Origin of the sequence: Pseudomonas sp. B21-028, assembly GCF_024749045.1 — a bacterium.
Classification (GTDB): domain Bacteria; phylum Pseudomonadota; class Gammaproteobacteria; order Pseudomonadales; family Pseudomonadaceae; genus Aquipseudomonas.
Genome location: NZ_CP087184.1, coordinates 4,432,075 through 4,455,292, shown reverse-complemented (window position 1 = coordinate 4,455,292; position 23,218 = coordinate 4,432,075). Strand labels below are relative to the sequence as shown.

Annotated in this window: 26 protein-coding genes; 15 read left to right on the top strand and 11 right to left on the bottom strand. The window is 58.4% G+C overall.

From position 1 onward, the window contains the following. Nucleotides 1-219: 219 nt before the first annotated feature. The 4 genes from LOY35_RS18865 to LOY35_RS18850 all read left to right on the top strand — a co-directional run bounded on the left by LOY35_RS18865 (nt 220) and on the right by LOY35_RS18850 (nt 2,526). The gene (locus LOY35_RS18865; protein WP_258625647.1) at nt 220-765 is read left to right on the top strand and encodes a hypothetical protein; all 546 of its coding nucleotides are present in this window, start codon (nt 220-222) and stop codon (nt 763-765) included. Between the two features lie 87 nt (nt 766-852). Continuing rightward, a complete protein-coding gene (locus LOY35_RS18860) occupies nt 853-1,071 on the top strand; it encodes a hypothetical protein (RefSeq protein WP_258625644.1) in 219 nt (72 codons plus the stop codon). A 310-nt stretch (nt 1,072-1,381) separates the two neighbouring features. After that, nucleotides 1,382-1,978 carry a DUF6338 family protein gene (locus tag LOY35_RS18855; protein WP_258625641.1) on the top strand — a complete coding sequence of 199 codons (597 nt, stop codon included), beginning with the start codon at nt 1,382-1,384 and terminating at the stop codon, nt 1,976-1,978. 347 nt (nt 1,979-2,325) lie between these two features. Then, a complete protein-coding gene (locus LOY35_RS18850; RefSeq protein WP_144931686.1) occupies nt 2,326-2,526 on the top strand; it encodes a hypothetical protein in 201 nt (66 codons plus the stop codon). 227 nt (nt 2,527-2,753) lie between these two features. Here LOY35_RS18850 and LOY35_RS18845 read toward each other — a convergent pair whose 3' ends face one another. After that, entirely contained in the window at nt 2,754-2,960 is a 207-nt protein-coding gene (locus LOY35_RS18845; protein ID WP_258625638.1) for a DUF6434 domain-containing protein, read from the bottom strand. 144 nt (nt 2,961-3,104) lie between these two features. Further along, entirely contained in the window at nt 3,105-3,989 is an 885-nt protein-coding gene (locus LOY35_RS18840) for a LysR substrate-binding domain-containing protein (RefSeq protein WP_258625637.1), read from the bottom strand. A gap of 105 nt (nt 3,990-4,094) precedes the next feature. On the opposite strand from LOY35_RS18840, the gene LOY35_RS18835 reads away from it, so the two are divergent. Then, nucleotides 4,095-4,550, top strand: coding sequence for a PACE efflux transporter (locus LOY35_RS18835; protein ID WP_258625635.1), 456 nt, complete (start codon nt 4,095-4,097; stop codon nt 4,548-4,550). A gap of 219 nt (nt 4,551-4,769) precedes the next feature. Then, nucleotides 4,770-5,291 (top strand): cysteine hydrolase family protein, encoded by a 522-nt coding sequence (locus LOY35_RS18830; RefSeq protein ID WP_258625633.1) that lies wholly within the window; start codon nt 4,770-4,772, stop codon nt 5,289-5,291. A 180-nt stretch (nt 5,292-5,471) separates the two neighbouring features. Here LOY35_RS18830 and LOY35_RS18825 read toward each other — a convergent pair whose 3' ends face one another. Further along, nucleotides 5,472-5,897 carry an HD domain-containing protein gene (locus LOY35_RS18825; protein WP_258625631.1) on the bottom strand — a complete coding sequence of 142 codons (426 nt, stop codon included), beginning with the start codon at nt 5,895-5,897 and terminating at the stop codon, nt 5,472-5,474. 256 nt (nt 5,898-6,153) lie between these two features. Between LOY35_RS18825 and LOY35_RS18820 the strand changes: the two genes are divergently transcribed. Continuing rightward, the gene (locus LOY35_RS18820) at nt 6,154-6,864 is read left to right on the top strand and encodes an AzlC family ABC transporter permease (protein WP_258625629.1); all 711 of its coding nucleotides are present in this window, start codon (nt 6,154-6,156) and stop codon (nt 6,862-6,864) included. Beyond that, on the top strand, nt 6,861-7,169 hold the full coding sequence (locus tag LOY35_RS18815; RefSeq protein WP_258625628.1) for an AzlD family protein: 309 nt from the start codon (nt 6,861-6,863) through the stop codon (nt 7,167-7,169). The genes LOY35_RS18820 and LOY35_RS18815 overlap by 4 nt, the downstream gene beginning before the upstream one ends. An 83-nt stretch (nt 7,170-7,252) precedes the next feature. On the opposite strand, the gene LOY35_RS18810 is transcribed toward LOY35_RS18815, so the two are convergent. The 3 genes from LOY35_RS18810 to LOY35_RS18800 form a co-directional block, all read right to left on the bottom strand. Then, nucleotides 7,253-8,569, bottom strand: a complete 1,317-nt coding sequence (locus tag LOY35_RS18810; protein ID WP_258625627.1) for a delta-60 repeat domain-containing protein — start codon at nt 8,567-8,569, stop codon at nt 7,253-7,255. Between the two features lie 187 nt (nt 8,570-8,756). Then, nucleotides 8,757-8,963 (bottom strand): hypothetical protein, encoded by a 207-nt coding sequence (locus LOY35_RS18805; RefSeq protein WP_258625625.1) that lies wholly within the window; start codon nt 8,961-8,963, stop codon nt 8,757-8,759. 239 nt (nt 8,964-9,202) lie between these two features. Next, the gene (locus tag LOY35_RS18800) at nt 9,203-10,414 is read right to left on the bottom strand and encodes an MFS transporter (RefSeq protein WP_258625624.1); all 1,212 of its coding nucleotides are present in this window, start codon (nt 10,412-10,414) and stop codon (nt 9,203-9,205) included. A 113-nt stretch (nt 10,415-10,527) separates the two neighbouring features. On the opposite strand from LOY35_RS18800, the gene LOY35_RS18795 reads away from it, so the two are divergent. Beyond that, nucleotides 10,528-11,034 carry an RcnB family protein gene (locus LOY35_RS18795; RefSeq protein WP_258625622.1) on the top strand — a complete coding sequence of 169 codons (507 nt, stop codon included), beginning with the start codon at nt 10,528-10,530 and terminating at the stop codon, nt 11,032-11,034. Nucleotides 11,035-11,082: 48 nt separating this feature from the next. Here the strand turns inward: LOY35_RS18795 and LOY35_RS18790 are convergent, their stop codons facing one another. Next, nucleotides 11,083-12,945 (bottom strand): sigma-54-dependent Fis family transcriptional regulator, encoded by a 1,863-nt coding sequence (locus LOY35_RS18790; protein ID WP_258625620.1) that lies wholly within the window; start codon nt 12,943-12,945, stop codon nt 11,083-11,085. Nucleotides 12,946-13,364: 419 nt separating this feature from the next. Between LOY35_RS18790 and LOY35_RS18785 the strand changes: the two genes are divergently transcribed. The 6 genes from LOY35_RS18785 (at nt 13,365) to LOY35_RS18760 (ending at nt 19,331) form a co-directional block, all read left to right on the top strand. Then, a complete protein-coding gene (locus LOY35_RS18785; protein WP_258625619.1) occupies nt 13,365-14,459 on the top strand; it encodes an ABC transporter ATP-binding protein in 1,095 nt (364 codons plus the stop codon). Next, the gene (locus LOY35_RS18780; protein ID WP_258625618.1) at nt 14,459-15,568 is read left to right on the top strand and encodes an ABC transporter ATP-binding protein; all 1,110 of its coding nucleotides are present in this window, start codon (nt 14,459-14,461) and stop codon (nt 15,566-15,568) included. Before LOY35_RS18785 ends, LOY35_RS18780 begins: the two co-directional genes overlap by 1 nt. Further along, nucleotides 15,565-16,431, top strand: coding sequence for a carbohydrate ABC transporter permease (locus tag LOY35_RS18775; protein WP_258625617.1), 867 nt, complete (start codon nt 15,565-15,567; stop codon nt 16,429-16,431). Before LOY35_RS18780 ends, LOY35_RS18775 begins: the two co-directional genes overlap by 4 nt. Nucleotides 16,432-16,441: 10 nt before the next feature. Further along, on the top strand, nt 16,442-17,242 hold the full coding sequence (locus LOY35_RS18770) for a carbohydrate ABC transporter permease (protein WP_258625616.1): 801 nt from the start codon (nt 16,442-16,444) through the stop codon (nt 17,240-17,242). A gap of 10 nt (nt 17,243-17,252) precedes the next feature. Then, nucleotides 17,253-17,525 carry a DUF2160 domain-containing protein gene (locus tag LOY35_RS18765; RefSeq protein WP_186707524.1) on the top strand — a complete coding sequence of 91 codons (273 nt, stop codon included), beginning with the start codon at nt 17,253-17,255 and terminating at the stop codon, nt 17,523-17,525. A 63-nt stretch (nt 17,526-17,588) separates the two neighbouring features. Next, nucleotides 17,589-19,331 carry an ABC transporter substrate-binding protein gene (locus LOY35_RS18760; RefSeq protein ID WP_258625615.1) on the top strand — a complete coding sequence of 581 codons (1,743 nt, stop codon included), beginning with the start codon at nt 17,589-17,591 and terminating at the stop codon, nt 19,329-19,331. Nucleotides 19,332-19,489: 158 nt separating this feature from the next. Here the strand turns inward: LOY35_RS18760 and LOY35_RS18755 are convergent, their stop codons facing one another. The 4 genes from LOY35_RS18755 to LOY35_RS18740 form a co-directional block, all read right to left on the bottom strand. Continuing rightward, nucleotides 19,490-20,428, bottom strand: a complete 939-nt coding sequence (locus tag LOY35_RS18755) for an alpha/beta hydrolase (protein WP_258625614.1) — start codon at nt 20,426-20,428, stop codon at nt 19,490-19,492. A 140-nt stretch (nt 20,429-20,568) separates the two neighbouring features. Continuing rightward, complete coding sequence (locus tag LOY35_RS18750; RefSeq protein WP_258625613.1) at nt 20,569-21,366, bottom strand: ChbG/HpnK family deacetylase; 798 nt, start codon at nt 21,364-21,366, stop codon at nt 20,569-20,571. Continuing rightward, nucleotides 21,338-22,516: a GNAT family N-acetyltransferase gene (locus tag LOY35_RS18745; RefSeq protein ID WP_258625612.1), complete on the bottom strand. Its 1,179-nt coding sequence runs from the start codon at nt 22,514-22,516 to the stop codon at nt 21,338-21,340. The genes LOY35_RS18750 and LOY35_RS18745 overlap by 29 nt, the downstream gene beginning before the upstream one ends. 5 nt (nt 22,517-22,521) lie before the next feature. Next, on the bottom strand, nt 22,522-23,211 hold the full coding sequence (locus LOY35_RS18740) for an N-acetyltransferase (RefSeq protein ID WP_258625611.1): 690 nt from the start codon (nt 23,209-23,211) through the stop codon (nt 22,522-22,524). Nucleotides 23,212-23,218 lie beyond the last annotated feature (7 nt).

Genomic DNA, 23,218 nt, shown 5'->3' with positions numbered 1-23,218 from the left:
TCGTCAGTGGATTAGAGCGGGGAAAACAGCGGCGAACCACGATGGAGACGGATCGATTAAGAGTGAGAGGAGCATCGTGGTTCTGACCCTATTTCATAAAGCCCCCGGCTCGTAGTGGCAAAGTAATGATGCTAAATTCTGCGCATTCAACGTGTGCGCTCATCTGCCGCCACGGGAATGCCTGACCTCTCTCAACCAATTCTGTGGATATGGACATCAATGAACAAAATGAAGCTCTCGATTGCGCTTTCCTGCGCTGTTGCCATTGTGATGTTAAGTGGGTGTGCTGCCTCTGTGAAAAGCGGCGGGACTGAGACGCTGGTCATCCAGGAGTCGGCCAAGCAGAACCTGGTCGTCAATTTCCAGGGAAACAGCAAGGTTGAACAGAACGAGGACTGGTCTCGCCTGAAGCAAGAATGGAGTGACGCCCTGCAAGTGGAAGCGACTCGCGCGGGCTACCACCTTGCCGAAGCCCAGCCGACAAGCCTCGACGGCAAGGACGGGGTCGGCATCAAGATCAACGTGACCAATTTCCGTTACCTGACCCCAGGCGCACGCTACGGAGCTGGTGTCATGGTAGGAAATGCGTGGGTCAATTCCCGCGCAGATTACTCGGACTTGAAATCAGGCCATCTGATTGGCACCCGGACCTATGACACGTCGTCGTCTGCCTGGGAAGGTGTCATGTCGGCCATGACCCAAAAGCAGGTCCAGGCTATTTCTCAGCAAATCATAAGCGACATCAAGAGCGCGAAAACCAAGTGAATGCGAGGGCAGGCTGCGATTGGGTGGATTTCGTGGTGCCGTGATCTTACGTGTAACCAAAGATCAAGAGCCATGGAATGAATACGGATGACGCAATGGCGGACACAAGGATTCTGGAGCAAAGCACGGATCTATGCCGTGCTGGCACTTATCGCAGTGTTTAGTTTCTACTCCGACGCCACTTGGCTCGGTGACGGTTCGTCCAACCGTAAGCGGGTTTTCAGCCCAGGTTTTCTGACGCTGTGCGTTTTGGTGGCGATCTTTGAGCTTGTCGTGCTGAATGGTTTATATGGTGTGCACGATTAAATTCTTATTGTTCGGAGCCCCAAAATACTGACCATTTTCAAAACTGCCGGTGCGCCTCTACAGAGAACGCATCGGGAGGTATCTTAGAGTCAGCTTGCGTGTCCGATCCGGATTTTCTCTATTAACGCCCCAAGTCTTCCAGGGTTTGTCTGGAGCCCACCCTCTTTAGCACGAGCCACTCAGATTGCGTTGCAAATTCCTACGCAAATCTCGGAATCCAGCACCTTGTCGCATCAAAGGATGAATCTTAAATTCCCTCCGTCGCCCGATGGCGACTCGGACTTGCCAACTGGATGGAAGAAATTGCAATTTGGACGAGTTAGTAAAAGAAGTGATCCCGCTGCTGCAGTATTTGATTCCAGGTTTTTTGACTGCATGGATTTTCTACTCGCTGACAGCATTCAAACGGCCCGACACGTTCGGTCAGATTGTCCAGGCGCTGATTTTCACCTTCGTGATTCATGGCGCTGTTTTAGTAATCAAAGCTGGACTGCTGTGGATAGGCTCTAAGGGGTATACGGTTGGACTATGGGATATAAAAGCCGAGGCTTTCTGGTCCTTCGTGGTTTCAGTCCAGCTCGGCTTGCTGTCCTGCTATTGGGCTACAAACGATAAGCTTCATGCCTGGTTGCGGAATAAAAATATTACGAAGCAAACCTCCTATCCAAGTGAGTGGTACAGCACATTCGCAAGGCATGAAAGATTTGTGGTTTTGCATCTGAACGATGAGCGACGTCTTTATGGTTGGCCTTCCGAATGGCCGTCGGATCCATCGAGCGGGCAGTTTGTGATCGAGGGGCCAAGCTGGCTCGAAGATGAGGGCGAGCGGCCTTTCGGGGCGGATTTTGTGGTTGTAGATTCATCGAAGGTACAATGGGTCGAGTTCACCAAGGACGTTTCGGAGTAATTACATGACGAGCAAAGCTCCACAGCCGATGCCCGGCGGCGGAAAATGGGTGTCTACTCAAGACGAAAAATGCAAATCAACGCCGCAGAACGTTAGGCCCAAGGCTCCCTCAGCACCGCCTCCGCCCAAGAATAAGTGATTGTGGGCGATGGCGAAGATCTTATCCCCTGGCTTGCTGGGGCGTGTAGCGTCCGCAAACTTTCGTTTCCAGCATAAATCGCCCTTTCTTGAAAGGAAATCAGTTCTGCTGAGGTCCATAGACGGCATGCTCGACTCTGGATCATGTGTGCTGATGGGGAGTCGCCGCACTGCAGCCGGCGAAGCACGCCCTGAGGAAGGGTTGATCAATGCCTAAGAAACAGCAGGAAAGCAAAGCGGTGACTGCTGCTGACATCGAGCGTTCTATCCAGGCACTGAATAAAATGGCTGAACGCCTCTGGGGCGACGGTCGGGAAGCTGAGGCGAAAGCGCTGATCGATGCCTTGGATGCGTTAAATAGAGCCCTCGATCGGATCAGGATTGGTGAAAGCCGCAGGGTGCTTCATTGACGAGAAGAGCAGCCCGTAACGCTTGATGCCAGTCAGTTAAGCCACAAACCTGTGGGAGCAAAGCTTGCTCGCGATAACGACAGACCAGTCAACATTGCTGCTGACTGACTTACCGCAATCGCGAGCAAGCTTTGCTCCCACAGGTTTTGCGCCGTTTGATCCTTAACTGACTGGTATTAGGCTGTAACACTTCGTTTTGAGTGGACTGATCAGAGGGGGAGGCGTCCTCAGCGGCGTGTGTCTAGCCATTGGTCCGCCACATCACCCATCGTCGATGGCTCGCCACTCTTGATCCAGGCCATGAAGGCGCGATCGAACTTGAATGCGCCGCCGCACTCGTTGGTGAGGAACTGGCGTACCTTCTGCGTATTCCGGTAGTTCTTGTCGATAAGTGTGGAGCGAGTGATAGGTCCTGAGTGCCAATCGAAAGCCATGATCATTCCTTTGATGGATGCCGGTCCGTCCCGGCGTTCCATTGAAAATAGCATCTAGGCGCAACGTTTTCGAACGACTCCATTGCCAAGACGAGACGTGCGTGCAGAGTCTTGGATCAATGAGCAAGCCTGAGCGCCCAATGTTCAGCCCCTGGTCTGCTCCACCAACCACTCACTAAAAACCCGCACCACCGCCTGCCGCTCCCGCCCTGGCACGCACACTACGCTATACCGTGCCCCAGGCAGACGCACCTCAGGGCGATAGCCAACCAATTGCCTTCGTGCAACCGCTTCAGCAACCAGCACGTTACTGGCGAGCACCAGTCCATGGCCGGCAATGGCTGCCTGCAGCGCATGTTGTTCCTGGTCATAACGTCGCAAGCGTGCATTATCCAGCCAGCTCAGGGTGCCTGCCGCGGCGCACCAGGCTGGCCAGTCGACCGCGACGCTTGAGTGGCTCAACCACGGCACGTCGATCAGCTCGACAGGTGAGTTCTCTACGGGCGGCTGCCAGTCGGGGCGGCAATAGACGCCGAAGTACTCGTCCAATAACGGCTGTTCGATCAGCTGTGGGGCAGGGGTGAACAAGGCGCGGATCGCCAGGTCGATGCTTGCGTCACGCTGGAGGTCCACCACCTCGTTGCTGCTGTGAAGGCTGACGTCGATATCCGGGTGCAACCGATGAAAATCCCCAAGCCGGGGTATCAGCCACAGGCTGGCGAACGCTGGCGTAGTACTCACCACCAGAGACTGCTCAGCACCAGATGGCGACAGCATCTGCAGGCCGTGTTGGATATCGAGCAGGGCCCGGTGGATGTGCGGGTGAAGGCGCTCGCCGTCGGCGCTCAGGCGCACGTTCTGGCTGGAGCGTTCGAACAGTTGCACGCCAAGGAAGGCCTCAAGGCTTTTGACCTGATGGGAGATCGCCGCCGGGCTGATATTCAGTTCCTGGGCCGCTGCCTTGAAACTGCCGAGCCTTGCGGCAGACTCGAAGCCGCGCAGGGCGGTGAGGGGCAGTCTGGCGAACATGGGGATGGATGACTCAAGTTGAGCGTGGCTCAATTTAGCTCAATTGTGCGTGGGCGCTCAACTCGCCAGGCTGTGGACTTCTAACCCCAACCCGTGAGAGCCACGATGCAAGGCACCCCCCGCAAGATTCTCCAGGCGATCCTCTATGAGGCTGGCGGCGTGCTGTTCGTGGCGCCGGCCCTGGCGCTGTCCTACGATCAGGGTCTGGTCTATTCGACCCAACTGTCACTGGTGATTTCTGCCGTGGCGCTGGCCTGGAACATGCTTTTCAATGGCCTGTTCGAATGGTGGGAGCGCCGCCAGTACCATCGTCATCGCAGTTGGCGACGACGCTTGCTTCACTCCTTGGGATTCGAGGGGGGATTGACGCTGATCCTGACTCCGGTGATTGGGGCGTGGCTGGGCATCAGTCTTTGGCTGGCATTGATCACCAACCTGGGGCTGTTTGTGTTTTTCTTTTTCTATTCGCTGGCTTTTCAATGGGTGTTCGATCGAGTGTTCGATGTACCGCTTTCGGCGCAGCCCGATCAGGATGCTGCGTCCAGTGCCAATACTCCCTGAGGCTGAACGGACTCTTGGCTTGTCCGCGCTCGGTGATACTGCTAGTTTCACTGCATGGCTCTCTATTGTCTCACCTCGACGACCACCACCACGACCGCTGAAAGCGGAGCGTGCGAGGTGTCGTGAACGATCAGTAGACGAACTTCAAAGGCCCGCCAGCGATGGACAGGGCCTTTTTTATCGCCTTGTGTCGGTGGCTCTAACGCAAGGAGATGCACCATGTACGCACTGTTGATACTTGATGTTCAGGTTGGACTTGTCCATGGCCCGGAAAAGCCATGGCGCTGTGAGGCGTTGTTGAAAACCATCAACGCCCTGATGACGAAGGCGCGCCGCGCTGGCGCTCCTGTTTTTCTGGCTCGGCACATCGGGCCTGCGGGTTCTGCCATCGAAACGGGCAGCCCGCTGACGAACATTGCGCAAGAACTGGAACTGCAGGGCACGGAAGTGGTGTTCGAGAAGCGACGGCCCAATGCCTTTGAGAAGACCAATCTGGCGGATGAGTTGCGATTTCGCGGCGTGACTGGCGTAGTGGTCACCGGCATGAAGACTCAATATTGCGTAGACAGTACTTGTCGTGCCGCTCGCGATCTTGGCTTCGATGCCGTACTCGTTGCCGATGGACATACCACTTCGGATTCGCCTGTGATGAGTGCTGAAGCCATCGTGGCTCACCATAATGCGACGCTGGATGGGCCGTTCTGCCAACTGGTTCCAGCAGGGGAGTGGGACTTCCAGTAGCGTGGCGGTCATGTACCGGAGAGGTGGACGGACCGCACAATTTAATCCGTACCTCTTCCGGTCCTTCGGTAACTTGGGCTTGTTGCCCCCTGCCCATAAGTAGCCGGATTGCCTGGGGTTGCTGTGCGGCCCAGCGAGAGCGAACTCGGCACTTGTGAAGTCCTTCAGCCGGCCACTTCGTCACTCAAGCGCCATCAGGTACTCAGCAGCCTTGCGATACTTTTCAACCCGCTCCAGATCGTTCTGGCTCGGCCTGTCTATCCGTGACAAATCACTGTTTTCCGCGAGGTCGGCCAGTTTCACTCGGCGCGCCAGGGGATCACGGCCGGCCCGTTCGATGAAGACCTGATAGGACTCGCCTTCGCGCTTGGTGAGGGACTCAATGGCGGCCAGAATCGCCTCGCTGAAACCCTCGTTGCGCAGGTCTGCGAGCGTCACGTGGGTGTCTTCGATCACGTCATGCAGCACCGCCACAATACGTTCTTCGTGACGCGACAGACGCAACATGACTTTCAGCGGATGCAGGATGTAAGGCGAGCCACCCTTATCGGCCTGCCCTTCGTGGGCCCGGGCGGAAATCGCAATGGCTTTCTCAAGCGTACTCATGCCACCTCACTCGTTCTACAGGGATGCTCGACGCGGGGACTGATCAATCCCGCAGCAATCTTAGCCAATGCCCAGGTATCCCGCTCGTGCTAGTACGCTGGAGTCCGGGAATCCGGATAAGCCTCTGTCAATATGAACGCATTCACTGAGGCATGAGGTTATCGAATAGGGCCTGTTCGAATTATGTGCTTTTCGGAAGTTGTCTGCGGCTCGCATACTTGCCCCTTCTAAGCCGATCCTTGAACGAGGCGCTGTCTTGTCAAACGTTGAACCCCCTCTGCATGAGTTGAAGCGCGAGTACATCTACGACGGCTTCAAACTGTTGATGCCGATCTCTCTGTTCGTCGTGGTGTTCGGGGTCGCGTTCGGCCTGGCCGCTGCGCAAACGGGCTTGAGTGATACCTCGGCCGTACTCATGAGTACGCTGGTGTTTGCCGGCGCTTCACAATTTGCCGCGCTGGACCTGTGGGGTGAACAGGTCCCTGTGGTGCCGTTGATCATCACTGTGTTCGCCATCAACGCCCGCCACCTGTTGATGGGCGCGACGCTCTATCCGTGGCTGCGGGAGCTGCCGGTGGCCAAGCGCTACGGTGTGATGCTGGTGGTCTCGGACGCCAACTGGGCCATGGCGATGCAAGCGTTCAACCGCGGCAAACCGGGGTTCGGGTTGTTGTTCGGGGGCGGCATTGCGCTGTGGGCCGCCTGGATCCTGGGCAGTTGGCTGGGCCTGCATTTCGGCAGCGCCATCCAGAATCCCGTCAGTTTCGGACTCGACATGGTGATGGGGTGTTTTCTGTTGGCGATGGTGGTCGGCGGCAAGAAGAACTTGCGCATGTTCATCATCTGGACCGTCGCGGCCTGCTCTTCGCTGATGGCTTACTGGTACTTACCGGCCAACAGTCATGTCGTCGTGGGGGCGTTGGCGGGTGGGCTGCTGGGCGCGTTATGGATGGAGGAAAAACAATGAATATCGCGACGGCGGGGTACGGCACGCTGGTGATCATCCTGATCATGGCGCTCGTGACATTGGCGACTCGGTGGGGCGGGGTCTTCGTGATGTCGTTCGTGCCGATCAACTATCGGGTACAGCAGTTCATCACCGCCATGTCGGGCTCGGTATTGGTGGCGGTCCTGGCACCGATGGCGGTCAAGGGGGACGACGGCGCACGCCTGGCGTTGCTCACCACGGCAGTTGTCATGCTGGTCCTGAAGAAACCGTTGCCGGCGATTGCGGCGGGCATACTGGCAGCTGCTGTGGTGAGGCACCTTTGATGCCTATGATTTCATGGGGGGAAAGCCCCTGATCGTGAGCTCTTCATGATTTCCCGAGGGAATAACTGCTTTTTCTCCATGCCTTACCCTTTCAGTCGCAATACGAAAGGGAATACCCGGCGGTTCTCAGCAAACCGACCGACTACGACGATGGCATGGTCCTGCTGTACCGTCAGTGCTGACAGAAACATTTCGTCTTTCATGGGATATTCGGTCCAGCCATGGTTTTTGCCGAAGCTGACGTCGAACGTCCCATCGGGCTGATAACGGCCAACGATCAGGAGCTCTTCATTTTTCCCGGAGCTGCCACAGGTCACAATGCGCCCGTCCGGTTGAACCGCACAGTCGTGCCATCGAGAGCTATCATTCATGATACTGAGGATGGGCTCGCCATAATTGAAACTCGGATCTGCGTTGCCTTCCTTGTCGATGCTTGCCAGCATTCCATGAATCGTACGCCGAGTGGCGGCGCTCCTACCGCTGCCGACTCCGACAAGCGTGAGGTCGTTTCTGAATGCGATGGAGTTGAAAGTTCCTCTGCCTTTATCGCCGAAATCAAAGACAAAGCCACCTGCGCCAAAGCTCAAATCGAGCTGCCCGCTCAAATGTACTCTGACCCATGCCATGTAATTCTTTTGGTTGTACTGTATATGACCTCCCAGATAGATATGGCGATCGGTGACCAACATGCTTCGTGCATTCACACTATGGGTATCGGGGTACGGCTTGGGATGCTCAATGATACTTCCTCCCTTGTTGCCAAAGTCCTGTACGAGATTGCCCAAGTCATCCAGACACATGAGCAGCGTCAAGGCTTTGCCCTCTCTCACAGTAAATCCCGAAATGTACGTGCGCCCGCCATGCAGAAATAACGAAGTTTGCCCAGACTCAAGATACTTTGGGGCAGGGGAGTCGGCTGCAAAGTTGTAGCTGCTCACGCTTAGATTATCGAAATCTTCATGAAGCGGAACCGAGTGACCGTTGACGCCGAATGAAAGATCCGGGGTGCCGTCTGGCAGGTAACGGGCCAGTGCGAAATTGCTAACCATAAAATCAGGTGGAATTATTACTCTTCCAAGGATGAGGATTTTTCCATCTGGTAATAAGTGAACCTGATCTGCCAAGCTTGGTAAGTCAGGTACGAATGAGTTCGTAACGGGGCGGCCGTTATTGAAGGTCTGATCGGGAGTACCGTCAGGATTGAGTGCGGTAATCATGTACTGACTACTGAAGTTGAGTGCAGTGCCACCCACGATATACAGCTTGTTCCCTGGACCAATTGCGACATCGGTGGCGTCTGTTCCGGAAAGAATGAAGATCTGACCATTATTGAATTCGGGATCAAGTTCGCCTGCCCGGGGTGAGGCTGCGTTTGTAGTTTTACTGTTGTCGGTGTCCACGCCTGTATCTCCATTTGGGGTACTGGCGTCATTTCATGCCTCGATCCGATTCATGGCTACTGTCAGAGTTGACAGGTCGCGCTATGTATCTGATGAGTGGTAATGGAAGGACTTATGCAGTTCATAAGTCCTGTACACGTGTTTCCAGAATGTGCTTCTCCGGTCCCCTCGACACCGGAGTGAGAAATCAGATCGTGCAGCCAGTGCCTTCCACGAACGAATGCTCCAGAACGGGAGCCATGAAGAACAAGGACGACTCCTGCGTCGCATCAACAGACGGCAGTTCAAAACCACCCAGCACCTGCGCATGAAACTCACTCAGCCGTTTCGATTCATCTTCCTTTGCCTTTGCCATTCTCGCGTGGTTCGCTGCGATTTCATTGAGAGTTGACACGGTACATCTCCGGTGGCTGACCAAGCGTGATTGGGTTGTCGCAGCGCCAGGATATCGTCGTCCTGGCTGCTACCGCGATTGCTGCAAACCCTGAGCCAGACGTGGCCGGGCAAGGTTGGCCACGTCTGGCAGGCGACGAATGGATTCGTACACCTGTAATGCCTCAACCATGCCTCAACAATAAGTCAGTAAGCGTGCAGCGACGGGCTTAGCGCGAGGTCAGCATCGGTTGCGCGATTTCATTCGGTATCCGCGCCACGGAGCGTTGATCGAGGACTCGGGGTCCGATAGGCCACTACCACCCCGAGGCCGATCAGTCCAGCCGCCAACGCCAGCAGCAGAATCACCTTTTGCAATCCGATCGGCGCCGCCAGCAGCGCGACCAGCAGGCCCGCCAGCGGTTGTGACAGGTTGTTGAGCAACGTGATGATGCCGACGGTCTTGCCGAAATCCTGGGGCGGGATGACTTGCTGGCGGATGCTGCGCATGTAGACGTTGAACATTTTGTCGAAGCCGACGACCAGCAGAAAACCCACCACATAACCCCAGGCGTTCGGGCTGAGGGCGGTGATGAAGGCGCCTGTGGCGATCAGCATGTACGACAGGATGCCCAGCCACTTCAAGGGCAGTGTGACCCGTGCCAGGAGGAACAGGATGCCGATGGTGGTCACGGCACCGGCCGCCTGCAACCCGGCGTAGTAGTCCTTGCCGGCGCTGTATTGGCCAATGACCATGGCCGCCGAAGTGGCGAGCGTGACGCCAATGATCAGATTGACGCCGACCGCCAGGCTGATGATCTTCTTCAGTTCCGCCAGGTTGCGGATATGGCTGAAAGCGATGCGTAGCGGGTTCAGCCACAGGTCGTGATGTTGCTCGAACGTTTCCAGGGTGACTGAACTGGTGCTCTGCCAGTAGCGCATGGCCAGGTCCGCCAGCAGGAACAGCGCGGAAATTGCCAGTACCACCCAATGCCATGCCCACACCTCAAGTATCAGCGCGGCGAGCAGCGGGCCCAATACCAGCCCGCCCTGGTCGGCGATCTGCGAGTAGGACAGGGTCTTGGCATAGGTGTAGTGCTTGAAGATGTAAGGCATCACCACTTCTCGGGCCATGATGCCCTGGGTGGTCAGCACGCCGCACACGGCCGAGAGAGCGATGATCCAGTAGAGGCCGCCAAAGATCCCGTAGAGCGTTATGGCAGCGAGGCACGCCACGGCACGGTAGACCTGGCTGATGTGCAGGATGCGGACGGGCGAGAACTTGTCGCACAACGCGCCGCAGATCGGGAACGACAAATAGCGCGGCAGGGATTCGACAAAGAAAGCCAAGCCCGCCCAGGAGACGCTGTTGGTGGTCTGGAACACAATCAACGGGACGATAAACAGCAAGATCTGATCGGCCAGCCGGGAGAGGAATAATGAAACGAAGAAAGCCAGGTAATCCTTGCGCATGGAGCTCCTTTGGCGTTCGTTGCAGGCCTCAGCGGCGGGGGACGTGATGTGGAACTAATATCATCCTAAGCGTCCATATGTGCAGGGACCTTCCCTTTTTAGTGAGAACCATCATGCTCAAGTCTCGCTCGTTGATAGCAGTGGTTACATGCTTCGCCTTGGTGGCGGGGCCTGAAATTGTCGTCGCGGATCCGGGGAACGGCAAGGGAAACGCTCAGTTCGACCAGGTGCCAGGTCACGGGCAGGGCAAAGGAGGACAAGGCAACAAGGGCGGTCAAGGCAACTATGGTAACCAGGGTGGCAAGGGCAACGCTCACGGCGGTGGCGGTGGCGGCGACTGGCACAACGGCCCGAGCATCGACCGGGGCGGCATCATCGGTGTGATCGGTGGTTACCGCGACTATTGGAGCCCCGGCCCGGCGCTGCCACCGGGCATCCAGAAAAACCTTGCCCGGGGCAAACCGATGCCGCCGGGTATTGCCAAGAAGCTGGACGGGCGTCTGTTGGGACGCTTGCCGCACTACGATGGCTACGAGTGGCGGCAGGTGGGCACTGACTTGATCCTGGTGGCGATCGCCAGTGGCATCATCTACGAAGTGCTGAACGGTGCGTTTGATTGAGGCTCGGCTGAACCCGGCGTAGCAGCCTGTTGGCAGGCTGCTGCTCCCTCAGTTTTCAAGCTGCCGCAGGCGTTTATACAAGGTATTACGGCTGACCCCGAGCCGGCGCGCCAAGTGCGAGATGTTTCCGCCGACCGCCTGCAATTGGCGGTTCAAGTCTTCGGCGTCGTTCAGGTCCACCGACAGTGGCTCCGGTGCGTCCACCGGGTCCATCTCCAGGTCCACGAAGAAATCATCCGGCAGGTGTTCAGGGCGGATCGGCTGTTCCTCCGCCATCGCCAAGGCCACTTGCAGCACGCTGCTGACTTGTCGCAGATTGCCCGGCCACGGATGACGCTCGAACAATTCCTGTACCTCGCGGCTCAAGCCAGCCCATTGGGTCGGCTCGCGATGATGTTCCCAGAGACGTTTGAACAGCGCCTGCTTGTCGCTGCGTTCGCGCAGGGGCGGCAGTTCCAGGGTCAGGCCGCCGATGCGGTAGTACAGGTCTTCGCGGAAACGGCCCAGTTGCACTTGTTCGCGCAGCGAGCGGTTGGTGGCGGAGATGATGCGGATGTCCACCGGGAACAGCTCGGCGCTGCCCACCGGTTGCACGCAACGCTCCTGCAGTACCCGCAGCAAGCGGGCCTGGGTCGGCAGGGGCATGTCGCCGATCTCGTCGAGGAACAGTGTGCCACGGTCGGCCTTGCGGATCAGGCCGATGCTGCCCTTCTGGTTGGCGCCGGTGAAGGCGCCTTTTTCGTAACCGAACAATTCCGATTCCACCAGCTCGGCCGGGATGGCCGCGCAGTTGACCGCAATGAATGGCTGCTGGCAACGGGAGCTGGCCTGGTGCAAAGCCTTGACGAACACTTCCTTGCCGACGCCGGTTTCGCCGTGGATCAGCAGCGGAATGTCTTTTTCCAGCAAGCGTTCGGCCTGGCGCACGGCTTTTTCCACGCGGCTGTCACCAAAGTGCAGGGTATTGAGGCTGATGACGTGGCTGGCGGGAGCGGGAGCAGGAGCAGATGAGGGCGCCGGCACCGGTTCGGTGAAGATGCGTGGCTTGATCGAGATCTGGTTCGGGCGCTTGAGCATGCACTGGAAACGATTGCGCCCGGCTGCTTGCAGGGAAAACGGCAGGCCGTCGGGCTGGTTCAGCAGGTCCAGCAACGAGACCTTGAACAGGCTTTCGATGCTCACCCGCGACAGGCTCAGGCCCAGCAGGTTATCGGCCCGACGGTTGGCGGAGAGGACCTGGCCGCTCTCATCGAAAATCAGCAGGCCGGCCCATTGGCTGTCGAGGTTGTTCAAGCCGGTGTTGAAGATGAGCTGGAAGTGTTCACCGCGGAACAGGTTGAGGATCAGCCGGTTCTCCACGGTCTGGCTCATCATCTTGACCATGCCCAGGGTATGGGAGGGCGGCAGGTAGCTGTCGCTGGACACGTCCAGCACGGCGATGACCTTGCGCTCGGCATCGAAGATCGGCGCGGCGGAGCCGGTCATGAAGCGGTTGGCCTTGAGGAAGTGTTCATCGTGTTCAATGTGCACGGCCTGTTCGCAGGCCAGCGCGGTGCCGATGGCATTGGTGCCGGTGCAACGCTCCATCCAGCTCGCCCCGGCGCTGAAGCCGTGGGCCAGTTTTGGCTCGATGAAGCGCTGGGTGCCCCAGGAGGTCAGCACCTGTCCCTGGTTGTCGGCCAGCATGATCAGGCAATTGGAATTGCTGAGGATGTTCTCATAGTAAGGCAGGACTTCCTGGTGGGTGGTCTGCACCAGGGAATGCTGGCTTTCCAGCAACTGGGCAATGCCTTCGGCGGGCAACGGGTCGAAGGTCGGCGCGCTCTGGTGATTCAGGCCAAAGGCACGGCAGCGGGACCAGGAAGCCTGGATGATGGCGTCGTGGGACAAGGCAGGAGCTGGTGCGGCCATGGGGCACTCTCGCAGAAGCTGTTTTTTATTGTTGTGGTGAGTTTCGCACAGACTCCTTGTGCTGGGGCAAGCCCGATTGCCAGGTAGAACGCAAATCCTGTGGGAGCGAGCCTGCTCGCGATAGCGGTCTATCGGCAATATGGGTGCGGCTGATCCGACGCTATCGCGAGCAGGCTCGCTCCCACAGGAAGACAGTTAAGCCTCAAAAAACCTTCATTCATTGTTGTTCATAATTGTTCATTGTCAACCAGCGAATTGTTCAGTTGTTCAGTCATGTCTGTTCACTTGTGTTCATCGGCGAACGTATTTCTCCTGAAAAAATCCATAAAACCCAATAAATTCAGGGTGTTGAAATTTCTGGCACGGCTTTCGCTTTTAACCTTCGGTCGCTTGACTCCAAAAAATAAAAAGGCCGAGCCATGTCATTAACGCTTGAGCACATTTGTCGCACCGTCGAGGGCCAGTCCTGGATCGACGATGCCAACCTGAATTTCGAACCCGGATCCTTCAACGTTCTGTTGGGCCGCACATTGTCCGGCAAGACCAGTCTCATGCGCCTGATGGCCGGCCTGGACAAGCCTGACAGCGGTCGCATCCTGATGAACGGCGTTGACGTGACGAATCGTCCGGTTCGGTTGCGTAACGTGTCGATGGTCTATCAGCAGTTCATCAACTACCCGACCATGACCGTTTTCGAAAACATCGCCTCGCCCTTGCGCCAGGCCGGTGTGTCCAACGAGGTGATCCAGAGCAAGGTGCTGGAAACCGCGAAGATGCTGCGGATCGAAAAGTTCTTGAAGCGCCATCCACTGGAACTCTCCGGCGGCCAGCAGCAGCGTACCGCCATGGCCCGCGCGCTGGTCAAGGATGCGGAGCTGATCCTGTTCGACGAGCCGCTGGTGAACCTGGACTACAAACTGCGTGAAGAGCTTCGCCAGGAAATGCGCGAACTGTTCCAGGCCCGCCACACCATCGCCGTCTATGCCACCACCGAGCCCAACGAAGCGTTGGCCCTGGGCGGCACCACCACTATTCTTCACGAAGGCCGGGTGATCCAGAGCGGCAAGGCGGCCTCGGTCTATCACCAGCCACAAACCGTGCTGGCCGCCGAGCTGTTTTCCGAGCCGCCCATCAACCTCATGCCGGGACGCATTGCCGGTAATGAAGTGAGCTTCGCCAATTTCGTGCATTTCCCGCTGAACGTCGATCTGCGCCCGGTGGGCGAGGGCGAATTCCGCTTTGGCGTGCGCCCCAGCCATATTTCCCTGGTGCCGAGCAACGACGACGACCTGGAACTGGCGGTGACCGTCGAGGTGGCCGAGATCAGTGGCTCGGAGACCTTCCTGCACGTGCGCAACGAACATTTCCTGTTGGTGCTGCACCTGCCCGGCGTGCATGAGTACGACGTCGATGCGCCGATCCGCATCTACATCCCGACCCACAAACTGTTTGTCTTCGACGCCCAGGGCAAGTTGGTTCAGGCCCCGGGCCAGCGTATTGCGAGGGTTGCCTGATGGCTGAAATTCATTTGCAGAACCTCGCCCACAGCTACACCAGCACCCCGGCGGGCCCCGAGGATTACGCGATCCGCGAGATGAACCACGTCTGGGAGCAGGGCGGCGCCTATGCGTTGCTTGGGCCTTCGGGGTGCGGTAAATCCACCTTGCTCAACATCATTTCAGGATTGCTCAGCCCTTCCGAGGGCCAGGTGAAGTTCGACAACAAGGTCGTCAACGACCTGAGCCCGGAGCGGCGCAACATCGCCCAAGTGTTCCAGTTCCCGGTGGTCTACGACACCATGACGGTGTTCGACAACCTGGCGTTCCCGCTGCGCAACCAGGGTATGGCCGAAGCGAAAGTCCATACCAAAGTGCAGGAAATCGCCGAAGTCCTCGACCTTCAGAACCTGCTGGACAAAAAGGCTCGCAATCTCACCGCCGATGAGAAACAGAAAGTCTCCATGGGCCGTGGACTGGTACGCGACGACGTGTCGGCGATCCTCTTCGACGAACCGCTGACGGTGATCGACCCGCACCTGAAATGGAAGTTGCGGCGCAAGCTCAAGCAGATCCACGAGCAGTTCAACATCACCATGGTCTACGTGACCCACGACCAGTTGGAAGCTTCCACCTTCGCCGATAAGATCGCAGTGATGTACGGCGGCCAGATCGTGCAATTCGGCACGCCCCGGGACTTGTTCGAGCGCCCGAGCCACACCTTTGTCGGTTACTTCATCGGCAGCCCCGGGATGAACCTGATCGAGGTCACCGCGCAACCGGGCGGCGTCGGTTTCGGCTCGACCCACCTGCCATTGTCCGAAACCCTGCAAAAGCGCGTGGCCGAGGCTGAAGGCAAGACCCTGAAAGTCGGTATCCGCCCCGAATTCGTCCATGTCTGGGATGGCCCCTACGACGACGCGATGCGCGCCGAGGTGACCCACGTCGAAGACCTGGGCACCTACAAGATCCTGACCCTCAACCTCGACGGCGCGCCGCTCAAGGTGCGCCTGGCCGAAGACAAACCGGTGCCGGAAGGCACGGCGTATATCAGCTTCCCGGCCCAATGGCTGATGGTGTACGCCAATGAATATTTGCTGGAATCGTCGAACGAGGTGCAGCCATGAACAAGGTGCAGAACAACAAGGCCTGGTGGCTGGTGTTGCCGGTGTTCCTGCTGGTGGCCTTCAGTGCGGTGATCCCGATGATGACCGTGGTCAACTATTCGGTGCAGGACATCTTCGACCAGTCCAGCCGCTACTTCGTCGGTGCCGACTGGTACAAGCAGGTGCTGCTGGACCCACGGCTGCATGACTCGTTGCTGCGCCAGTTCATCTATTCGGCATGCGTGCTGCTGATCGAAATCCCCCTGGGGATCGCCATCGCCCTGACCATGCCGACCAAGGGCAAATGGTCATCCCTGGTGTTGATCATCCTGGCGATCCCGCTGCTGATCCCATGGAACGTGGTCGGCACCATCTGGCAGATTTTCGGCCGCGCCGATATCGGCCTGCTCGGTTCGACCCTCAACGCCCTGGGCATCAACTACAACTATGCGGCCAATACCATGGACGCCTGGGTGACGGTGCTGGTGATGGACGTCTGGCACTGGACTTCGCTGGTGGCGCTGCTGTGCTACTCCGGGTTGCGGGCGATTCCGGATGTGTATTACCAGGCGGCGCGGATTGATCGGGCGTCCAACTGGGCGGTGTTCCGGCACATTCAGTTGCCGAAGATGAAGAGCGTGCTGCTGATCGCGGTGATGCTGCGCTTCATGGACAGTTTCATGATTTACACCGAACCGTTCGTGCTCACCGGCGGCGGGCCGGGTAACGCCACCACGTTCCTGAGCCAGACCCTGACGCAGATGGCCATCGGTCAATTCGACCTGGGCCCGGCGGCAGCGTTTTCCCTGGTGTACTTCCTGATCATTCTGTTGGTGTCGTGGCTGTTCTACACCGCCATGACTCACTCCGACGCCAACCGTTGAGGCCCGCACGATGAGCAATAAAAAGCTGATCCCGTTGCTGCTCTACATCCTGTTCCTGCTGGTGCCCATCTACTGGCTGCTGAACATGTCGTTCAAAAGCAACACTGAAATCCTCGGCAGCCTGACCCTCTGGCCCCAGGATTTCACTTTTCACAACTACAAGGTGATCTTCACCGACCCGAGCTGGTACACCGGCTATCTGAACTCGCTCTACTACGTGAGCCTGAACACGCTGATTTCCCTGGGCGTGGCGCTGCCGGCGGCTTATGCGTTCTCGCGTTACCGGTTCCTGGGGGACAAGCACCTGTTCTTCTGGCTGCTGACCAACCGCATGGCGCCACCGGCGGTGTTCCTGTTGCCGTTCTTCCAGCTGTATTCGTCCATCGGGCTGTTCGACACCCATATCGCCGTGGCGCTGGCCCACTGCCTGTTCAACGTGCCGTTGGCGGTGTGGATCCTCGAAGGCTTCATGTCCGGGGTGCCAAAAGAAATTGACGAGACCGCCTACATTGACGGCTACAGTTTCCCCAAGTTCTTCGCCAAGATCTTCATCCCGTTGATTGGCTCCGGCATCGGCGTGACGGCGTTCTTCTGCTTCATGTTTTCCTGGGTCGAACTGTTGCTGGCCCGCACGCTCACTTCGGTGAATGCCAAGCCGATCGCTGCGGTCATGACCCGCACCGTGTCGGCCTCGGGTATCGACTGGGGGGTGCTGGCGGCGGCGGGGGTGTTGACCATCCTGCCGGGCATGCTGGTGATCTGGTTCGTTCGCAACCACGTGGCCAAGGGCTTTGCCCTGGGTCGGGTCTGAGGAGTCGATGATGGAATGGATGAACTGGACCGTCCCTACGGCGGCTTTTTTTGGGGTCATCGCCTTGCTGCTTGTGGGCATGACCACCTGGGAACTGCGTTCGCCGAGTATCCCTCGGCGCGGTTTCCTGCCGATTGCTACCACCCGTGGCGATCGGTTGTTTATCGGTCTTCTCGGTAGCGCCTACCTGCATCTGCTGGTGATCGGCGTGACCGACTGGAGCATCTGGATAGCGTTCGCGTTGTCTTTGGTGTGGCTGTTGGCAGTGATGCGGTGGGGCTAGTGGCCGTACAGGTCACGTCGAAGGTTCGACGATCAGGCTCTTAAACCCAAACAGGAGGTCTCTATGTTCAATAAAAACAATAAGCTGCGACATAGCGTTTCATTGGCAGCCGCACTGGCACTCAGCGGGTTGAGCGCTGTGGCCTGGGCCGACGCCTATGAAGACGCCGCTAAAAAATGGATCGGCAGTGAATTCAAGCCGTCAACCCTGACAGCCGAGCAGCAGCTTGAAGAACTCAAGTGGTTCATCAAGGCGTCCGAGCCGTTTCGCGGGATGAAAATCAACGTGGTGTCGGAAACCATCGCCACCCACGAATATGAATCCAAGGTGCTGGCCAAGGCCTTCAGCGAAATCACCGGCATCCAGCTGACCCACGACCTGCTTCAGGAAGGCGACGTGGTGGAGAAGCTGCAGACCCAGATGCAATCGGACAAGAATATCTATGACGGCTGGGTCAACGACTCGGACCTGATCGGTACGCACTTTCGCTACGGCAAGACCGAAGCGATCACCGATCTGATGGCCAACGAAGGCAAGAATTTCACTTCGCCGACCCTGGACCTCAAGGATTTCATCGGCACCTCCTTCACCACCGCGCCGGACGGCAAGCTCTATCAACTGCCCGACCAGCAATTCGCCAACCTCTACTGGTTCCGCGCCGACTGGTTCGAGCGTCCGGACCTGAAGGCCAAGTTCAAGGAGAAGTACGGCTACGAGCTGGGTGTACCGGTGAACTGGTCGGCCTATGAAGACATCGCCAAGTTCTTCTCCGAGGACGTCAAGGAGATCGACGGCAAGCGCGTCTACGGCCACATGGACTACGGCAAGAAAGACCCGTCCCTGGGCTGGCGTTTCACCGATGCCTGGTTCTCCATGGCCGGTGGCGGCGACAAAGGCCTGCCTAACGGTTTGCCGGTGGACGAGTGGGGTATCCGCGTCGAGGACTGCCATCCGGTCGGTTCCAGCGTGACCCGTGGCGGCGACACCAACGGTCCCGCGGCCGTGTTCGCCACCACCAAATATGTGGACTGGATGAAGAAGTACGCGCCACCGGAAGCGGCGGGCATGACCTTCTCCGAGTCCGGCCCGGTGCCGGCCCAAGGCAACATCGCTCAGCAGATTTTCTGGTACACCGCCTTCACCGCCGACATGACCAAGCCGGGCCTGCCGGTGGTAAACGCCGATGGCACGCCGAAATGGCGGATGGCGCCTTCGCCGCGTGGTCCGTACTGGGAAGAGGGCATGAAGCTGGGGTATCAGGACGTGGGTTCATGGACCTTCATGAAATCCACGCCGGAGAAGCAGAAGCTTGCGGCCTGGCTCTATGCCCAGTTCGTGACATCGAAAACCGTGTCGCTGAAGAAAACCATCGTTGGCCTGACGCCGATTCGCGAGTCGGACATCAACTCCCAGGCGTTGACCGACCTGGCACCGAAGCTGGGTGGCCTGGTGGAGTTCTACCGCAGCCCGGCCCGCGTGCAATGGACCCCGACCGGGACCAACGTGCCGGACTATCCGCGTCTCGCTCAGCTGTGGTGGAGCCACATCGCCGAAGCTGCCAGCGGCGAGAAAACTCCGCAACAGGCACTCGACGGCTTGGCCAAGGATCAGGACGCGATCATGACCCGTCTGGAACGCTCCAAGGCCCAGGCCACTTGCGCGCCGAAAATGAACCCGGAACGCGATGCGCAGTACTGGTTCGACCAACCGGGCGCACCGAAGCCGAAACTGGCGAACGAGAAGCCAAAAGGCGAAACGGTTAACTACAACGAACTGCTGAAATCGTGGGAAGCAGCCCGCAAGTAAGCACCCTGCAATAAATGAACGGCACCGAAAGGTGCCGTTTTTTTATACCTGGAAACACCACCGAACCCTGTGGGAGCGAGCCTGCTCGCGATGACACCAGCCAGACCCCACCGCCATCGCGAGCAAGCTCGCTCCACTGTCAGGTCGCTGAAAAATTGTCAGCCTGCCTTGACCTTACTTGTCTTGGGACCCCCGGCCACTGGGGTGGGCGTGGCTTTCATCAGGGTATCCAGCGCCTGCCGATAGTTCTTGCCGGCCAGTTTCATGCTGTTGATGTGCGTCCCACCAGGTACCAGCAGCAGGTGCTTCGGCTGATGGGCCGCCTTGAACAGTTGTTCGCTGAACCGCGGCGGAACGTAGTTGTCCGCCGCGCCATGTACCACCAGCAGCGGCATGTTGATCTCGGGGATCTTGTCGATGGAGTCGAACTTCTGCGACAGCAGCCAGCGCACGGGCAGGGAGGTATTCGCCATGGCGGTCGCCACGTCGCCCAGCGAGGTAAAAGTGGATTCGATGACCAGGCCTCGGGCCGGCACGACGCTACCGTCTTTCGCAGCCTTCTGACCGAGTTCGGCAGCGAGGTCCACCGCGACGGCGCCGCCCAGGGAGTGACCGTAGATCAGCCGCAAGGCCGGGTCCGGTTGCAACACTTCAAGTCGTTCCCAGGCGAATCGCGCATCCTCATAAACGCTGGCTTCGGACGGCAGGTCGCCATGGCTCTTGCCAAAGCCACGGTAATCGATCGCCAGCACTGAAAAGCCCAGGGCGTGCAACTGCTGGATGCGAAACAACTGGCCAGTCAGGTTCCAGCGCACCCCGTGCAGGTAAAGGATCGCCGGGGCATTCTTGCGTTCGGCCGGCCACCACCAGCCATGGATATTTTCCCCGGCCTTGAAGCTTTTGGGCTTGAGGTCGAACTCCTGCACGCTACTCGGAAGGCCGCTGAACCAGCTCGCCGTCCCTGGCTCGATGCGAAACACCAGCTCGCGTTCCTTGTGCTGCAACACAGCGCAGCCCACCGGCAACCCGACCACCATCGCAGCCATGCACAAATAGGCGAGCCAGCGGCGCCGACGGGGGAGCAAGGATGAAAGCATCGACGCGACTCGCTACTCTAGACAGAAAGATGCGTTTTAACAGATCCGCACGCAGGGTGGACGGATTTTGCGTGGCTGCTTGTTTCTGACGAGTGGCTTGTACGGTTAATGTGATTACACGAAGCAGCCACACAGCATCACTAGCCACTCACATCCTCGAACTCAGCCAACACCAACCGCTGTCTCGCCCCGCCATAAGGCACCTTGGGTACCCCCGCCAGGCGTTTGCGCAACACCTCGGTCAATGAACACCCGGCTTCCAGGCTGTCGTCGCCAAAGTCCTCTTCGAGGTGCAGCGGATGCACGATCACTTCGAGTGTGCCATGGTCCGGTGGTGCTGCATATTGCAGGTCGGCCGGCGTGCAGACGTAGTCGGCCGTGGCGCCGCCGAGACTGCGCAACCGCCGATTGAAAAAAGTTTTGAAAATACGTTTGGGCAGGCTCAGGTTCTCCCCCAGGTTGCGTGCCAGGCGTATGGGCACGCCTTGTCGGGCGGCGAAGCGGGCCACGACTTCGCCGATGGGCCAGATGTTGTGCACATGGTTGTGGGAATCGAGGTGGCTGGGTCGCACGCCGTAGTCCAGGCAACGTTGCCACTGGGCTTGGAGTTCCTCCTGCACCGCGGCCAGGTCCTTCGCGCCCAGACGCAGGGCATAACGCGACAGGCTCAGGTCGAATTCACCGTTTGCGTCGCAAAATGTGCGGCGCGATGCAATCCACGGGCTCAGCGGCGAGCCATGAGTAATATTGAAGTGCAAGCCAATACGCCCGCGGAGCATGGGGTGTCGGGCCATCTTGCAGGCCTGTTCGAAACCTGGGGTATTGACCATCAGGGTGGCGGAGCTGATGACCCCTGCCTTGAAGGCCGCTTGAATGATTGCGTTGTCGCTGATACTGAGTCCAAAGTCGTCAGCATTGATTATGACCTCGCGAGGCATGATCGTTCTCCTTGCTCTTGGGATTGGGTGAAGATACAGCCGTTGAGTTCCGTTCGGCCGGGCGCTTGCCAAGCCACGGCTTCAGACTTTTCCATAGCCGCAACGCCAGCCCCAGGACCAGGCCACCCGGTTGCCATGAATAGAAGCTCCAGCGCCAGTGTTCCAGTTGTCCGGTCATGCGCTCATGTAATTGATGGCTGGAGTTTTCCAGGCTGACCCGGGATGCGTCGATCCATCGCCAGTTTTCGTCCAGCCCCCAGCGAATCCACTCTTCGAGCAATACCCGGCCGCTGCCCAGGTCGGCGTGCTGCGGCAGGAACGCCAGGTTGTAGTCGTACAATCGGCCTTGGTCCAGCAGGCCGAGGCGATAGCTGATGCAGTCGCCATTCAGTTCCAGCACCACCACCCGCACCAGGCCCTGGGCGGCGAGGGCGGTGAAGGCATGGTTCATCCATTGCCGGCGCCTGGGATCGGCGAAGATGCCGACGCCTTCCTCACCTTTCCAACTGGCGGCCTCGACCTCGGCAAGCGTCCGCAACAGCTGGCCCATGCTGATAGCGTCCGGCGTCACGCGGCGGATTTCGGCACCGCAAGCGGCGATCCGCTTGCGCGCCCGACGCAGCTTGTAACGCGGATCGCCAGAGACCTCCTGATGATCACTGTCACTGATCAAGTGCACCGGAACCCGGCAACTGAGCCGCCGCTCCCCGGTGGAGCTCAGTGCCATCCAGGCGCTGAGGACGCTTTGCTCGCTGACCGGGTCCACCACTTCATTGAGTTGCAACATCGCGTGGGGCACCTGCTGACGGATCTGCATCAGCGCCTGACCCATGCCTTCGGCGTCCAGGCGCGCCAGCAGGGCGATGCGATCGGCCAAGGGGTAACCCAAGTGATGCAGTACCCGGAACCGCAGTCCGCCGATACGCTCACGTCCCGAAACCAGAGGCAGGCATAGAGACAAGTCCTGGTCCTGCCAGCCCAGTAATACATGCAATTGCTGATCAGGCAACAGGGCAAATTCCGCCGCCTGCAGCCAGGCCAGGGTGTTGAACGGGGTTGTGTCGGCCACCTGGGTTCGCAGCTGTTCATAAGCTGATACAGGAAAGTCCGCCGCGCCCAGGGAGCGACACCATTGGAACCGGATGGTCATGGACGTCAGGCCGTCGCAGTGGACGAAACCGGCTTGGCCGGTTTACGGAAAGAGTCCAGGATCGAGCCGGTGTAAAACGTGTCACGGAAGAACCGCCAGCGGCCGAACAAGCAATACATATGGGTGATCTGGCCGCGCTCCTGATAATCCATGCGCAGGTGCAGTTTGACGGCTGGAATATTGCGCAGCTCGAAGACGTCGACCACTTTGTTGCAACCTTGCTCGGCCATGGCTTTCCACAGGTCCAGCTGGAAATCCGCCGATAGCTGGGTCCCCCAGTAAGCGCGGTACAGCTCACCACCGAACTCGAAGAACTCACCCGGTTTGACCGGGAACCAGCAGCGAAAGAAGTGGCGGTCGAAATAGTCCCGTGTACTGCCCCAGATGAAAGCGACGGTATTGCCCTTGTCGTCCAGGTACATGAGCCCGGTGTGGCCTTCGGCAGCCAGTTCGCGCATGGTCTCGACGCGGTCGCCAAAGTACTTGGCGAAGGCATCGGCATTGCTGGTGGTAATGATTTCCCGGCGCAACGGCGTATAGGGCCTGAGGTTGTTGGGCCGTATCGGACTGACCAGATCGCGTTCCATCCACACCAGTTGTTCGTGGAAATACACATAGTGTCTGCACAGCTGATTTAGAACGGCGCGCAGACCTTTTTGCTGAATGCGATCACGCAATTTTTGCAGAACGTTCATGATGCCT